12 protein-coding genes and 1 pseudogene are annotated in these 13,789 nt (G+C 70.6%); all 13 read right to left on the bottom strand.

Annotation, left to right across the window (positions count from 1 at the left end; all coding sequences use genetic code 11):
• Positions 1 to 19 precede the first annotated feature (19 nt).
• Positions 20 to 646, bottom strand: a pseudogene (locus FPZ22_RS01655) (ribonuclease HII); the annotation flags it as partial.
• Positions 643 to 1,836: a lipid-A-disaccharide synthase gene (lpxB, locus tag FPZ22_RS01650; protein ID WP_144889670.1), complete on the bottom strand. Its 1,194-nt coding sequence runs from the start codon at positions 1,834 to 1,836 to the stop codon at positions 643 to 645. The pseudogene FPZ22_RS01655 and the gene lpxB, both read right to left, overlap by 4 nt.
• A complete protein-coding gene (gene lpxA, locus FPZ22_RS01645) occupies positions 1,833 to 2,624 on the bottom strand; it encodes an acyl-ACP--UDP-N-acetylglucosamine O-acyltransferase (protein ID WP_144889668.1) in 792 nt (263 codons plus the stop codon). The genes lpxB and lpxA overlap by 4 nt, the downstream gene beginning before the upstream one ends.
• The gene (fabZ, locus tag FPZ22_RS01640; protein ID WP_144889666.1) at positions 2,617 to 3,081 is read right to left on the bottom strand and encodes a 3-hydroxyacyl-ACP dehydratase FabZ; all 465 of its coding nucleotides are present in this window, start codon (positions 3,079 to 3,081) and stop codon (positions 2,617 to 2,619) included. Before fabZ ends, lpxA begins: the two co-directional genes overlap by 8 nt.
• A complete protein-coding gene (lpxD, locus tag FPZ22_RS01635) occupies positions 3,078 to 4,100 on the bottom strand; it encodes a UDP-3-O-(3-hydroxymyristoyl)glucosamine N-acyltransferase (RefSeq protein ID WP_144889664.1) in 1,023 nt (340 codons plus the stop codon). Before lpxD ends, fabZ begins: the two co-directional genes overlap by 4 nt.
• Before the next feature lie 19 nt (positions 4,101 to 4,119).
• Complete coding sequence (bamA, locus tag FPZ22_RS01630; protein ID WP_425463029.1) at positions 4,120 to 6,489, bottom strand: outer membrane protein assembly factor BamA; 2,370 nt, start codon at positions 6,487 to 6,489, stop codon at positions 4,120 to 4,122.
• A gap of 156 nt (positions 6,490 to 6,645) precedes the next feature.
• Positions 6,646 to 7,998, bottom strand: coding sequence for an RIP metalloprotease RseP (gene rseP / locus FPZ22_RS01625; RefSeq protein WP_144889660.1), 1,353 nt, complete (start codon positions 7,996 to 7,998; stop codon positions 6,646 to 6,648).
• A 10-nt stretch (positions 7,999 to 8,008) separates the two neighbouring features.
• On the bottom strand, positions 8,009 to 9,193 hold the full coding sequence (locus FPZ22_RS01620; protein ID WP_144893833.1) for a 1-deoxy-D-xylulose-5-phosphate reductoisomerase: 1,185 nt from the start codon (positions 9,191 to 9,193) through the stop codon (positions 8,009 to 8,011).
• On the bottom strand, positions 9,178 to 10,002 hold the full coding sequence (locus FPZ22_RS01615; RefSeq protein ID WP_144889658.1) for a phosphatidate cytidylyltransferase: 825 nt from the start codon (positions 10,000 to 10,002) through the stop codon (positions 9,178 to 9,180). Before FPZ22_RS01615 ends, FPZ22_RS01620 begins: the two co-directional genes overlap by 16 nt.
• Positions 9,999 to 10,766 carry a polyprenyl diphosphate synthase gene (gene uppS, locus FPZ22_RS01610; RefSeq protein ID WP_144889656.1) on the bottom strand — a complete coding sequence of 256 codons (768 nt, stop codon included), beginning with the start codon at positions 10,764 to 10,766 and terminating at the stop codon, positions 9,999 to 10,001. The genes FPZ22_RS01615 and uppS overlap by 4 nt, the downstream gene beginning before the upstream one ends.
• A 10-nt stretch (positions 10,767 to 10,776) precedes the next feature.
• Positions 10,777 to 11,334 (bottom strand): ribosome recycling factor, encoded by a 558-nt coding sequence (frr, locus tag FPZ22_RS01605; protein ID WP_144889654.1) that lies wholly within the window; start codon positions 11,332 to 11,334, stop codon positions 10,777 to 10,779.
• Between the two features lie 49 nt (positions 11,335 to 11,383).
• Positions 11,384 to 12,106, bottom strand: a complete 723-nt coding sequence (gene pyrH, locus FPZ22_RS01600) for a UMP kinase (RefSeq protein WP_144889652.1) — start codon at positions 12,104 to 12,106, stop codon at positions 11,384 to 11,386.
• Between the two features lie 63 nt (positions 12,107 to 12,169).
• The gene (locus FPZ22_RS01595) at positions 12,170 to 13,642 is read right to left on the bottom strand and encodes a GGDEF domain-containing protein (protein WP_144893830.1); all 1,473 of its coding nucleotides are present in this window, start codon (positions 13,640 to 13,642) and stop codon (positions 12,170 to 12,172) included.
• Positions 13,643 to 13,789 lie beyond the last annotated feature (147 nt).

Here is a 13,789-nt window from a genome sequence, read left to right as displayed (position 1 = left end):
CGAACAGGTCCGGCGCCTCCGCCTCGCGCACCGGCGCGAAGCTCCTCCGGTGCTGCGGGCAGGGCCCGTGCGCGCGCAGCGCCGCCAGGTGGGCCGGCGTGCTGTAGCCCTTGTGGCCGTCGAAGCCGTAGGCCGGGTACTGCGCGTGCAGCTCCACCATCGCACGGTCGCGCGTGACCTTCGCGAGGATGGACGCGGCGGCGATGCTGCGGTCGCGGGCGTCGCCGTTGACCCAGGCCTCGGCGGCACACGGCAGCCCGGGCGGGATCGCGTTGCCGTCGATGCGCGCCAGGCCGGCGACGTGGGCGACCGCTTCCATGGCCCGGCGCATCCCGAGCATCGTCGCCTGGTGAATGTTGATGCGGTCGATCTCGGCGGCGTCGATCGCGACCACGTGCCAGGCCAGGGCGCGTTCGACGATCCGCTCGTACAGCGCTTCGCGGCGTGCGGGCGCGAGCTGCTTGGAATCGTCGAGGCCGTTGATGCGCGGGCGCTCCGGGTCGAAGACCACGGCGGCGACCACCACCGGGCCCGCCAGCGGGCCGCGGCCCGCTTCGTCGATGCCGGCCACGAGCGTGGACGCCAGCGGCACGTCGCGCGGGGCCGGTCGCGCGCGCAGGCCGGAGAGGGGCGGGCGCTGCCTCATGGTGCTGCGTCCCCGGCCGCCGCCGCGAGGTGCCGTGGATCCAGGAGTTCGGACACCGCCGCGGCGGCCTCGCGCGAGGCGTCGCGACGCAGCTCCATGTGCAGCGCGCGGTAGCGCGGCTCCAGCGCCTCCACCGCGGGCGGGTCGGAGAACCAGGCCAGCACGGCGTCCGCCAGCTTCAAGGGAGTGCAGTCATCCTGCATCAGTTCGGGAGCGATGGTCTCGCCGGCGAGCACGTTGGGCAGGGCGTAGCGGTCGACCTTGAGCAGGCCCAGTCCCTTGACGATGGCGTGGGTGGTGGGCGAGATCCGGTAGCCGACCACCATCGGACGCTTGGCCAACATGGCTTCAAGGGTGGCCGTGCCCGACGCCAGCAGGACCACATCCGAGGCCACCATCGTCGTGCGCGCCGAACCGTCGAGCAGGCGCAGCTGCGGTGCGGTGGCGCCGGGCGCCGGCAGCAGCCGCTCCAGCGCCTCGCGGCAGGCCGCGTTCGCCGCCGGCACCAGCACTTCGAGACCGGGGACGCGCTCGGCGACCAGGGCGGCGGCCTGCAGGAAGGCAGGCCCCAGGCGCTCGATCTCGCCCAGCCGCGAGCCCGGCAGCACCGCCAGTATGGGGGCATCCTGGTCCACGCCCAGCGCCGCGCGTGCGCCGCGCCGGTCGGGGTTGAGCGGCATCGCGTCGGCCATCGGATGGCCGACGAAGCGCGCATCCACGCCGTGGCGCGCGTAGATCGGCGGCTCCATCGGGAACAGGCAGAGCACGCGGTCGACGCTGCGGCCGATCTTCGATGCCCGGCCCTGGCGCCAGGCCCAGACCGAGGGACTGACGTAGTGCACCGTGCACAGGCCGCGGGCCTTGAGCCGGCGTTCGAGGCCGAGGTTGAAATCCGGCGCGTCGATGCCGATGAAGGCATCGGGCTTCCAGTCGAGGATGCGGCGCAGCAGGCCGCGGCGCAGGCGCAGCAGGCGCGGCAGGTGGACCAGCACTTCCGACAGGCCCATCACCGCCAGTTCTCCGGCGTCGTGCCAGGTCTCCATGCCGGCCGCGCGCATGGCGTCGCCGCCGACTCCGGCGAACTCGGCGTCCGGATGGCGTTCACGCAGGCGCTCGACCAGGCCGGCGCCGAGAAGGTCGCCGGAGGCTTCGCCGGCGACCAGCGCGAAGCGCGGGCCGCCGCCGGTCACCGCAGCAGCGGCCGTTCGCCGCCCTCGATGAACTCGAGCATCAGTCGCACGTCGTCGCTGTCGGCCGCCAGCGCCGAGAGCGCCCTGCGCGCCTCGCCCAGCGCGTCGCCGGACATGTACACCGCCCGGTACGCGCGGCGTATGGCGGCGATGCGCTCCTGGTCGAAGCCGCGGCGCTTGAGCCCCTCGACGTTGATCCCGCGCGGCCGGCCGTAGCCCTCCTGCGCCACCATCAGGAACGGCGGCACGTCGCCGTTGACCAGCGCGCCCATGCCGATGAAGGCGTGGTCGCCGATCCGGCAGAACTGGTGGATGCCGGCGAAGCCGCTCAGGATCACGTGGTCGCCCACCACCACGTGGCCGGCCAGCGTGGCGTTGTTGGAGAAGATGCAGTGGTTCCCGACCATGCAGTCGTGGGCCACGTGGGCATAGGCCAGCAGCCAGTTGTCGCTGCCGATGCGGGTGACGCCGCCGCCGCCGCCGGTGCCGCGGTTGATGGTGGTGAACTCGCGGATGACGTTGCGGTCGCCGATCTCCAGGCTCACCCGCTCTCCGCGGAATTTCTTGTCCTGCGGTTCCCCGCCGATCGCGGCGTGGCCGTGGATGTGGTTGTCGCGGCCGATGCGGGTCGGGCCGTGCACGCTGCAGTGCGGCCCGATGCGTGTGCCGGCCCCGATCTCGACGTCGGGGCCTATCCAGCTGAAGGCGCCGACGCTGGCGCCTTCGCCGATGCGGGCCGACGGGTCGACGACGGCGCTGGCGTGGATCGCCGCGGCCATGTCAGGCATCGACCTCGGCGCAGAGGATGTCGGCGCTGGCGACCTGGCTGCCGTCGACGCTGGCGACGCCGCAGTAGAGCGTCATGTTGCGGATCAGGCGCTTGATCGTGACCTCGATGTCGAGGCGGTCGCCGGGCACCACCATGTTCGCGAAGCGCGCGTTGTCGACCTTGACCAGGTAGGACAGGCGGCCGCCCGGCGTGGCACCGCCGCGCGAAAGCTGGGTCAACACTCCGCCGGCCTGGGCCATGGCCTCGACCACCAGCACTCCGGGCATCACGGGGCGGTCGGGGAAATGACCCTGGAAATAGGCCTCGTTGGCGGTGACGTTCTTGTAGGCGAGCACGCGCTTCGCGTCTTCGTCGTACTCCACCACGCGGTCGAGCAGCAGGAAGGGGTAGCGGTGCGGCAGCATTCTCCTGATGCCCTCCACGCTGATCGGGAATGCCAGCTTGGCGTCGGTCATGTCTTCTCCTTGCCGAGCGCCTGCACCTGGCGGGCGAGCGCGTCGAGTTGCCTGAACCGGGCTGCGCTCCTGCGCCAGCTCCGGGCGTCCATCAACGGGGTGCCGGAAGAGTACTCTCCCGGCACCTCGATCGAACTGGTGACCAGCGACATCGCCTGGACGACGACACGGTCGCAGATCCGGATGTGGCCGACGATGCCCGCGGCGCCGCCGATCAGGCAGTAGCGCCCGATCACCGCGCTGCCCGCCACCGCGACGCAGCCGGCCATGGCCGTGTGCGCGCCGATGCGCACGTTGTGGCCGATCTGGATCTGGTTGTCGAGGCGCACATCCTCCTCGAGCACGGTGTCTTCGATGGCTCCGCGGTCGATGGTGGTGTTGGCGCCGATCTCGCAGTCGTCGCCGACCACCACGCCGCCCTGCTGCGGCACCTTGATCCAGCGCCCGCCGTCCATCGCCAGGCCGAAGCCGTCGGCGCCGAGCACGGCGCCCGGATGGACCAGCACCCGCTCGCCCAGGCGCACGCGGCGCACCAGGGTCACGCGCGCGACCAGGTGGCTTCCGGCGCCGACCATGCAGTCTTCGCCGACGATGCAGCCGGGGCCGATGATCGCGCCCGCGGCGACGCGGGCGCGGGCGCCGATGCACGCGAAGGCGCCCACCTCGGCGGCCGGATCGACCTCCGCGCTGGCGTCGACAACGGCCGAAGCGTGCACGCCGGGGCTGGCCACCCGCGGCGGATCGAACAGCGCAGCGATCTTCGCGAATGCGACGTAGGGGTCGCGCGCCACCAGCAGGGTGCGGTCGAGGCCCTCGGCATCGGCCTCGCGCACCACCACCACTCCCGCTGCCGAACCGGCCAGCTGGCCGCGGTAGCGCGGATTGGCGAGGAAGGAGAGCTGCCGGGCGCCGGCTCCGGACAGCGTGGCCACCGAGTCGATCGCCGTGGCGCCGTCGCCGCGCAGGGCGAGGCCGAAGCGCTCGGCCAGGGCCGCCGCCGTATGCGTGGTGGATGCCATGACCTGCGCCCCGCAGCGGCTAGAACGCGCCGCCGAAGGTGAACTGCAGGCGCTCGAGCTCGTCCCCCTCCTCCTTGCGGAGCGGGTAGGAGTAGCTGATGGAAATGGGTCCGACAGGGGCGCGCCACATCAGTGCGATGCCGCCCGAGGCGCGGAGCTCGCCGGCATCGAAGGCGTCGATGTCCTTGAACACGTTGCCGAAGTCGACGAAGGCCGAGATGCGCGCGGCCGGCGAGTCGAGCAGGGTGGGGAAGAACATCTCCAGCGAACCCACGGTCTTCACCGCGCCGCCGATCACCTGCATGTAGGTGCTGCCAAACGCGAGCTCGCGCGGACCCAGCGTGTTGTCGCGGAAGCCGCGCACCGAGCGTGCGCCGCCGGCGTAGAAGTTCTCGAAGAACGGCAGGCCGTCGGCCACCGCCTCGCGCGGGACCGGGTCGCCGGTCGGCGGCGCGTTCTGGTCGGCGGGGATGTAGGGGTCATAGACGATGCCGCGACGCGCGCCGCCATAGCTGTCGCCATAGCCCAGCTCGACGCGCGTGTTGAGCACCAGTGCGCGCGAGATCGGCCAGTACTTCGAGAACTCGTAGTTGAGCTTGTAGTACTCGGCGGTCGAACCGGGCAGCGAAACCTCGGCGGAGACGCGCTGCAGGGTGCCGCGCGTGGGCTGCAGGAAATCGTTGCGGGTGTCGCGGGCCCAGGACACCTCCCCGCGCCAGGCGTGGAAGGTGCGCTGGCCGATCACGTCGATGTAGTCGACGATCGACTGCGGCGAGCTTCCCCGGAAGGCGAAGATCTGGTTGCTGTCGATGCCGAACATCGCCGAGATGGTGTCGTGCTCGCTGATCGGGATGCCGAGCACCATCTGCCCGGCGCGGCTGGTCGACGAATACTGCGCGGTGTTGAACTCGGAGTTGTCGAACTCGCGCCACCACAGGTTGTAGCCCAGCGACAGGCCGTTGTCGCTGAAGTACGGGTTCATGTACGAGAACGAGTAGCGCTGCAGGTAGACGTTGCGCTGGGCCTCGATCGCGATCCGGTTGCCACTGCCGAGGAAGTTGTTCTGCGACAGCTGCACCGAGGTGGTCATGCCGCTGAGCTGCGAATAGCCCAGTCCGAACATGAAGCTGCCCGACGTGGTTTCGGCGACGCTGAATTCGACGTCGACCTGGTCGTTGCTTCCGGGCACGGGGCGGCTCTCGACGTTGACGCTTCCCGGCTCGAAGAAGCCGAGGCGCTGCAGGCGCACCTTGGAGCGGTCGATCGCCGCCTGCGAGTACCAGGAGCCCTCGAACTGGCGCATCTCCCGGCGCATGACCTCGTCGGCGGTGCGGGCGTTGCCCTTGAACACGATGCGGCGCACCGAGACGCGCGGCCCAGGTACGACCTGCAGGGTGATCGCCACCTTGCGCTCGTCGCGATCCACGTCCGGGATCACGTTGACCTGGGCGAAGGCGTAGCCGATGTTGCTCAGGGTGGCGGCGATCTGGTCGGAGGTGAACTCCAGCAGGGCACGGGAGAAGGTCATGCCGGGCTGCAGCAGCACCAGTCGTTCGACGTCCTCCTTGGGGAGGATGGTGTCGCCGGTGACCTCGACCGATTCGACGGTGTACACCTCGCCCTCGGTGAGGCCGGCGGTGATGTACATGTCGCGCTTGTCCGGGCTGATCGCGACCTGGATGCCGTCCTCGCTGAAGTCGATGTAGCCGCGGTCGAGGTAGAAGTTGCGCAGCTTCTCGCGGTCGCCCTCGAGCTTCTCGCGCGAATACTGGTCGTCGCGGCGGTACCAGCTCAGCCAGTTGCTCACGCCCGACTCCCAAGTGTCGGTCAGGGTCTCGTCATCGAAGGTGTCGTTGCCGATCAGGTTGATGTGGCGGATCTTCGCGGCCTTGCCCTCGTCGACCTTGATCGCGACGTCGACGCGGTTGCGGTCCAGCGGCGACACCGTCGGCGTGATCTCGACGTTGTACTTGCCGCGGTTGTTGTACTGGCGGGTGAGTTCCTGGGTGACGCGGTCGAGCGCCAGGCGGTCGAAGGTCTCGCCCTCGGCCAGGCCGATGTCGCGCAGGCCCTTGGTCAGGTCCTCGGTCTTGATGTCCTTGTTGCCGGTCAGCGTGAGCTTGTTGATGGCCGGACGCTCGGTGACCTCGACCACCAGGATGTCGCCCTGGCGTCCGACGCGGACGTCCTCGAAGAAGCCGGTGGCGTACAGGGCGCGGATCGCGTCGCCGACGCGGCTGGCGTCGATCGTGTCGCCGCGCTCGATCGGCAGGTAGGTGAACACCGTGCCGGCGCCGATGCGCTGCAGGCCGTCCACGCGGATGTCGGAGACCGTGAAGGCCCCGGGGGCGGGTGCGGCGGGCTGGGGCGCGATGCCAAAGGCGGCCATCGGGTCGACCGGCTGCTGGGCCCAGGCCGGCGCGGCGAGCGTCGAGGCGAGGGCGATGGCGAGCAGGCGGCGGTTCGGGAGTCGCGTCATCAAGGGCGTCCGGGTCTGGCGTGTCGTGGGGCGGGGCGATGGGTCCGGCGGTCGCACATGCGGGCGTCAGCGCACCAGTTGCAGGATGTCGTTGTAGAACGCCAGGCCCATCAGGCCCGCGAGCATGGCCAGGCCGACATACTGCCCAGCGGCCATGGCGCGCTCGCTCAAGGGGCTGCCCTTGAGCAACTCGATAAGGTAATACAACAGGTGACCGCCGTCCAAGATCGGGATCGGCAGCAGGTTGATGATCGCCAGGCTCAGCGAAAGCAGGGCCAGGAAGTTCAGGAACCAGGCCGGCCCGAGTCCGGCGGAGGCGTTGGCATAGCGGGCGATGGTGATCGGTCCGGAGACGTTTTCCACCGAAGCGCGTCCGCTGACCATGCGCGACACCATGCCGACGGTGTCGCGGGTCAGGCGCCAGGTTTCGGTGAGCGCGGCCGGGACCGCGGCCAGGGGGCCGTGGCGGAGGGTGGCGTCATGGACTGCGGTCCGCGATGTGTCGGGCTCGATCCCCAGCGCCCAGAAGGGCTCGCGGCCGTCGGCTCCGGTCAGCATCGGCGTGACGGGCAGCGCCAGGCGTTCGCCGTCGCGGTCGACCTCGACCATGCCGCCGCCGCGCACGCCGAGTTCCTGTACCAGCGGCCCGATGTCGGAGAAGGCATGCACCGCGGTGCCGTCCACGGCGGTGATGCGGTCGCCTTCGGCCAGCACGCCCCAGGCCGCGCTGTCCTCGCGCACCCGACCCACCACGGCCGGCAGCATGAAGGCTTGCGGCGCCAGGCCGATCGCCGGCAGGACCTGCCGCGCCCCGAGTTCGTCCGGGAGCCTGGACAGGCGCAGGATGCGCGTCGCTTCGTGGCCCTGGGCGGTCCGCAGACGGACCTCGGTGTCGGAACGGTCGATGGCCGCGGTCGCCAGCGCAGTCGCGACCTCGCTCCAGGTCGGGGTCGGACGGCCCCCGACCGCCAGCAGGGTGTCGCCACGGGCCAGGCCGGATTCGGCCGCGATGCCCTGCACCTGGCCCAGGATCGGCTGGTAGTCGGGGCGGCCGATCACGAACATCGCCCACAGCAGGGCCACGCACAGCAGCAGGTTGGCGGCCGGGCCCGCGGCCACGATCGCGATCCGCTGCCAGACCGGCTTGCGGTTGAAGGTCGAATGCAGGTCGGACGCGGCGACGTCGCCCTCGCGCTCGTCGAGCATGCGCACATAGCCGCCCAGCGGCAGTGCCGCGACCACGTATTCGGTGCCGTCGCGGCCCACGCGCTTCCACAGCGGCCGACCGAAGCCCACGGAAAAACGCAGGACCTTCACGCCGCTTCGCCGCGCGACCCAGAAGTGGCCGAATTCGTGGAAGGTCACCAGCACGCCGAGGCTGACGATCATCCACCACACTGAACCGAGGAAATCAGCCATTGCGTGCTCGTCAACGGGCGTAGCGGGCGAGGGCGCGGCGGGTCGTGTCGCGGGCGAGCGCGTCCGCTTCGCGCAGCGCCTCCAGCGACGCGGCCGGGCGCGCCGGCAGCGCCGCCAGCGCGTCTTCGACCAGCGCGGGAATGGACAGGAAAGCGATCCGGCCCTGAAGGAAGGCTGAAACCGCCTCCTCGTTCGCGGCATTGAGCACCGCGGGCGCGGTGCCGCCGGCCTCCAGCGCACCGAAGGCCAGCGCCAGGCACGGGAAGGCATCGGTGTCGGGCGCTTCGAAATCGAGCCTGCTCTGGGCCAGCAGGTCCAGGCCGCCGACGCCGGACTCGATGCGCCGCGGCCAGCCCAGGCCAACCGCGAGCGCGGTCCGCATGTCCGGCAGGCCCAACTGCGCAAGGGTGGAGCCGTCGACGAACTCGACCAGCGAGTGCACAAGGCTCTGCGGGTGCACCAGGACGTCGATGCGTGCCGCCGGCAGTCCGAACAGGTGGTGGGCCTCGATCACTTCCAGACCCTTGTTCATCAGCGTGGCCGAGTCCACCGAGATCTTCGGGCCCATCGACCACTTCGGGTGGGCCACGGCCTGGGCGGGGGTCACGTCGGCGAGTGAGGCGCGGTCGCGGCCGCGGAATGGCCCGCCCGAGGCGGTCAGCACCAGCCGGCGCACGTCGTCGCAGGCGCCGTCCGGCGGCAGGCACTGGAAGATCGCGTTGTGCTCGCTGTCGATGGGAATGACCCGCGCGCCGTGGTCGCGGGCGGTGGCCATCACCAGTTCCCCGGCGAGCACCAGGGACTCCTTGTTGGCCAGCAGCAGGCGCTTGCCCGCGCGGGCCGCGGCCAGCGTCGAGTCGAGACCGGCGGCGCCGACGATGGCGGCGACCACGGTGTCGCAGCCGTCGCCGCCGGCCAGCGCGGCGATGGCATCCTTGCCGGCATGGGCGCGGGTGGGCAGGCCGGCGTCGCGCAGTCCGTCACGCAGGCGCGGCCAGGCGGACTCGTCGGCGATCGCGGCGTCGTCGGGGCGATGCCGGCGGCAGGCTTCGAGCAGCGCATCGACCTGGCTCCCGGCCGCGAGCACGCTGGCGCGCATCGCCCCGGGGTGCCGTGCGATGACGTCGAGCGCCGACCTGCCGATCGATCCGGTGGCGCCAAGGACGGCGACGCGGCGCATCAGAAGCCCAGCCAGATCTTGCCCAGCGCGAACACGGGAAGCGCCGCGAGCACGCTGTCGGCACGGTCCATGATGCCGCCGTGGCCGGGGATGAGGTTGCCCGAGTCCTTGGCGCCGACGTGGCGCTTGAGCAGGCTCTCGAACAGGTCGCCGACGACCGAGAACAGCACGGCAAGCAGGGCCACCAGGGCGACGAGCGGCAGCTGCGCCGGCGCCACGCCGAGGATCCAGGCGCCCACGAGGGCGACCAGCACGCCGACCGCGGTGCCGCCGACGAGCCCTTCGACGGTCTTGTTGGGGCTGATCCGGGGCGCCAGTTTGCGCCGGCCGAATCTGCGCCCCGCGAAGTAGGCGCCGGTGTCGGTGCCCCAGACCACCATCAGGGCCAGCAGCAGCCAGCCCGGTCCGTCGTTGTGCAGGAGCGCCATCGCGCACCAGGCGGGAACCACGGCGAAGGTGGCGGCCGCGAGCTTGTACACGCGCCCGTTGGTGTCGTGGTCGGAGGCGAAGTCGAAGTGCACCAGCCACAGCATGGCCAACAGCCACCACAGCACGCCCAGCACCACTGCGACCTTGAACAGCACCAGGGTCGCGCCGGTGCCGCCGGTGCCCCAGACCAGGGCCACCATCAGCAGCAGGTTGAGCACCAGCAGCGCGCTGCGCGCCAGCGAGTCCTCGACTTCGGCCAGCGCGAACCACTCCCACAGGGCGGCCAGGAACACGATCGCCGTGATCAGCATCAGCCAGGGCGTGGGCAGCAGCAGCACCGTGGCGATGGCCGCCGGAGCCATGACGAGGGCGGCGAGGACTCTGATCCGGGTCATGGAGCGTTGGTATCCGTCGTGGGTTCGGAGGCCACCTGGCCGCCGGTCAGCCCGAAGCGCCGTTCGCGGGCGGCGAAGTCGTCGAAGGCCCGCTGCAGGGTGGCGGCGTCGAGGTCGGGCCAGAGCAGGTCGGTGAACCAGAGCTCGGTGTAGGCGAGCTGCCAGAGCAGGAAGTTGCTGATCCGCAGGTCGCCGCCGGTGCGGATGAAAAGATCCGGTGGCGGAAGGTCCGCCAGGGCCATGTGCCGGGCCATGGCCGTTTCGTCGATGTCCTGCGGACGCATCCGGCCCTCGGCGACCTCGACGGCCAGGGCGCGGGCCGCGGCGGCGATGTCCTGGCGGCCACCGTAGCTTGCGGCGATCGACAGGGCCAGGCCGGCGTTGTCAGCCGTCAGGCGTTCGGCGGCGTCCATGCGCGCGACGATACCGGCATCGAAGCGGCCGCGTTCGCCGATGAAGCGCACACGCACGCCGCGGCGGTGCAGTTCGTCGACCTCGCGGTCCAGCGCGTTGAGGAACAGCTTCATCAGCGCCCCGACCTCGTCCGCAGGGCGCCCCCAGTTCTCGCTGGAGAAGGCGAACAGGGTCAGTGCGCCAACGCCGCGCTCGAGGCAGAAGTCGATGCACAGGTTGACCGCGCGCGCGCCGGCGCGGTGGCCGATCATGCGCGGCCGGCGGCGGCGTGCGGCCCACCGCCCGTTGCCATCCATGATGATGGCGACGTGTCGCGGAGTGCCCTGGAGCGTGGTGGACGGGGCGCTCATGCCGGCGCCGTCAGACCGCCATCAGCTCCTGTTCCTTGGCCTTGACCACCTCGTCGACGTCCTTGATGGCATCGTCGGTGATCTTCTGGACCTCGGTCTCGAAGCGGCGCTCGTCGTCCTCGCTGATCGCCTTCTCCTTCAGCAGGTCTTTCGCCTGCTGGTTGGCGTCGCGGCGGATATTGCGGATCGCGACCTTGGCCGACTCGCCCTCGGAGTGGACCAGTTTGGTCAGCTCGCGGCGGCGCTCCTCGGTGAGCGCGGGCAGGTTGATGCGGATGGTGGTGCCCGCCGTGTTCGGCGTCAGGCCCAGGTCGGAGGCGAGGATCGCCTTCTCGACCGCGGCGACCATCTGCTTTTCCCACGGGGTGATGGTGAGGGACCGGGCATCGCTGACGGTCACCGAGGCGACCTGGGTCAGGGGCATGTCGGAGCCGTAGTAGTTGACCCTGAGGTGGTCGACGAGCGCAGTGGAGGCGCGGCCGGTGCGGACCTTGGTGAGGTCGTGGCGCAGGGATTCCACGCTCTTGGCCATGCGCGCCTGCGCGTCCTTCTTGATCTCGTTGAGCATCGGCTGCCCGCTCCTGTTCGCAATCGGCGGATTATAGGCGAAGCCGGCGTCAGCCGCGGCCCTGCACCAGGGTTCCGATCGGCTCGCCCTTGAGGATGCGCAGCAGCTGGCCCGGCTGTTCCATGTCGAAGATGCGCAGGGGCAGGTCGCTGTCGCGTGCCAGGGCGAAGGCGGCGGTGTCCATCACCTGCAGGTCGCGACCGATCACCTCATCGTAGGTCAGCCGCTCGTAGCGCGTCGCGTCCGGGTTCTTCTTCGGATCCGAGTCGTAGACGCCGTCGACCTTGGTGGCCTTGAGCAGCAGGTCGGCACCGATCTCGATCGCGCGCAGCGCGGCGCCGGAGTCGGTGGTGAAGAAGGGATTGCCGGTGCCGGCGGCGAAGATCGTGATCCGGCCCTTCTCCAGGTGGCGGATCGCGCGCCGGCGGATGTAGTCCTCGCAGACGTCGTTGATCTTGAGCGCGCTCATCACCCGGACCTTGGCGCCGAGCTTCTCCAGCGCGTCCTGCATGGCCAGCGCGTTGATCACCGTGGCCAGCATGCCCATCTGGTCGCCGGTGACGCGGTCCATGCCGCCGGCGGCGAGGCCCGCGCCGCGGAAGATGTTGCCGCCCCCGATCACGAGCGCGATCTCGGCGCCCGCGGCCTGCGCCTCGATGATCTCCGCGGCCAGGCGCTGGATCACCTTCGGGTCGATGCCGTAGTCCTCATCGCCCATCAGCGCCTCGCCGGACAGCTTGAGCAGGATGCGGCGATAGGCGAGGGTGGCCATGGGGGAAGCTCCGGCGGAAACGGCGTGAATTCTAGCCGAAAGCGGGGCGCGCGCGGGCCGGCTTCAGGACGGCCGCCTTCCCACCCGGTTGCGGCCATCGCGCTTCGCTCCGTACAGCGCCTCGTCGGCGGCCCGGAGAATGCTGCCGGCGTCAGGAAAGCGAGTGTCGGCGTCATGGGTCGCGATGCCGGCCGAAAAGGTCACGTACAGCGGCCTGTCGTCCACGGTGGCCATCGGCAGCCTGCGGACCTGCTCCAGGATCCGCTGCAGGATCATCGTCGCTGCGGCCTGGCCGGAGTTGCCGAGCACCACCAGGAACTCCTCGCCGCCGTAGCGGGCGACGATGTCATTGGCTCGCAGCATCTCCTGCAGGCTGGTCGCGAACTGGCGCAGGACCTGGTCGCCGACCAGGTGGCCGTGCTCGTCGTTGATGCGCTTGAATTCGTCCAGGTCGATGAACGCGACCGACAGCGGCTGCCCGAGTTCCAGCGCGAGCGCGAACTCGCGTTCCAGCGCTTCGTCCATCTCCAGCCGGTTGTAGACGCCCGTGAGCGGGTCGCGTCGCGCCTGTTCGGCGAGCCTCCGGATGTGCTCGGCGGCCTTGTCGGCGTCGCGCCTGGACGCGGCCGCGCTCTGGATCATGCGCAGGTTGCGCATGACCAGCAGTTCCCGCGCTTCGGCGATGAGGCCGTCGAGATGGTCGGCGTGCGGGATCTGTGTCTCGAACAGGGTGCTGATCTCCGGCAGACTGGCGTGCATCTCGGCCAGCACCGTGTCCAGGGTGGTGCCTTCATGGAGCGGGAGGGCCTGGACCAGGGCCCGGGCGCGGGCCTCGGACGCGCCGCCCGCACGGTCCAGCCAGAGCTCGGCGATGGCGCCGGACGCGATCACGCAGGCGGCGAAAGGGTCCTCCGCCGAAGGATCCTCGCTCGCCGCGATCGCGTCCTGGAGGTACTGCGGCAGTTCCCACTGCCGCGCGAGCCAGGCGCCGACTTCGGCATGATCGCAGCCGAAGGCCTCGCGCTCGAGCGCCAGCAGCGCCGTGTTGTCCGGAGCCCGCGCGCGCAAGGGGGCGTAGCGCTCGGGGATGGCCTTCAGCAGGGCCATCGCGCCGATGTCCTGGAGCAGGCCGGCCAGCATCAGCTCCTCGAGCCGGTCGATCCGGACGTGTACGCCGAGCAGGCGCGCCGCCAGCGAGCCCAGCACGCTGCGGCACCAGAGCGCGGCCCGCTCGCCGGCGGAGTCCCGCATGTCCCGTGCCAGGGAGAAGCCCAGCGCCAGGGTCATGGTCGCATTCAGGCCCAGCAGGGTCATGGCCTGGTTCAGCGTCTCCACCTTCCGGCGGCCGGCGTACAGGGAGGAGTTGGACACCCGCAGCAGGCGCTGGCTCAGGGCCGGATCGAGCGAGACCGTGCGCGCGATCACCGCCAGGTCGGTCTCGGGGTTCCGCGCCATCTCGATGATCCGCAGCGCGATTGCCGGAGGCGAGAACAGGTCGCGGCAATACCGGAGCGTCGCCTCGAGGTCCCGGTTCAATGGCGGGTCGGGGGCGGGGGCGGACTCGATCTGGGGCGGAGTGCTGGACATGTCCCGTGCCGTTTGCCGGAGCGACGGACCGAGGCTACAGGATGTGGAAAAGAAAAAGTCGCGGCATGCCGCGACTTTTTCCGTGGTCCGGCGGTG

Origin of the sequence: Luteimonas granuli, assembly GCF_007795095.1 — a bacterium.
Lineage (GTDB): Bacteria > Pseudomonadota > Gammaproteobacteria > Xanthomonadales > Xanthomonadaceae > Luteimonas > Luteimonas granuli.
Note: the sequence above shows the minus strand (reverse complement) of the source record. Positions and strands in the feature narration are given on the sequence as shown.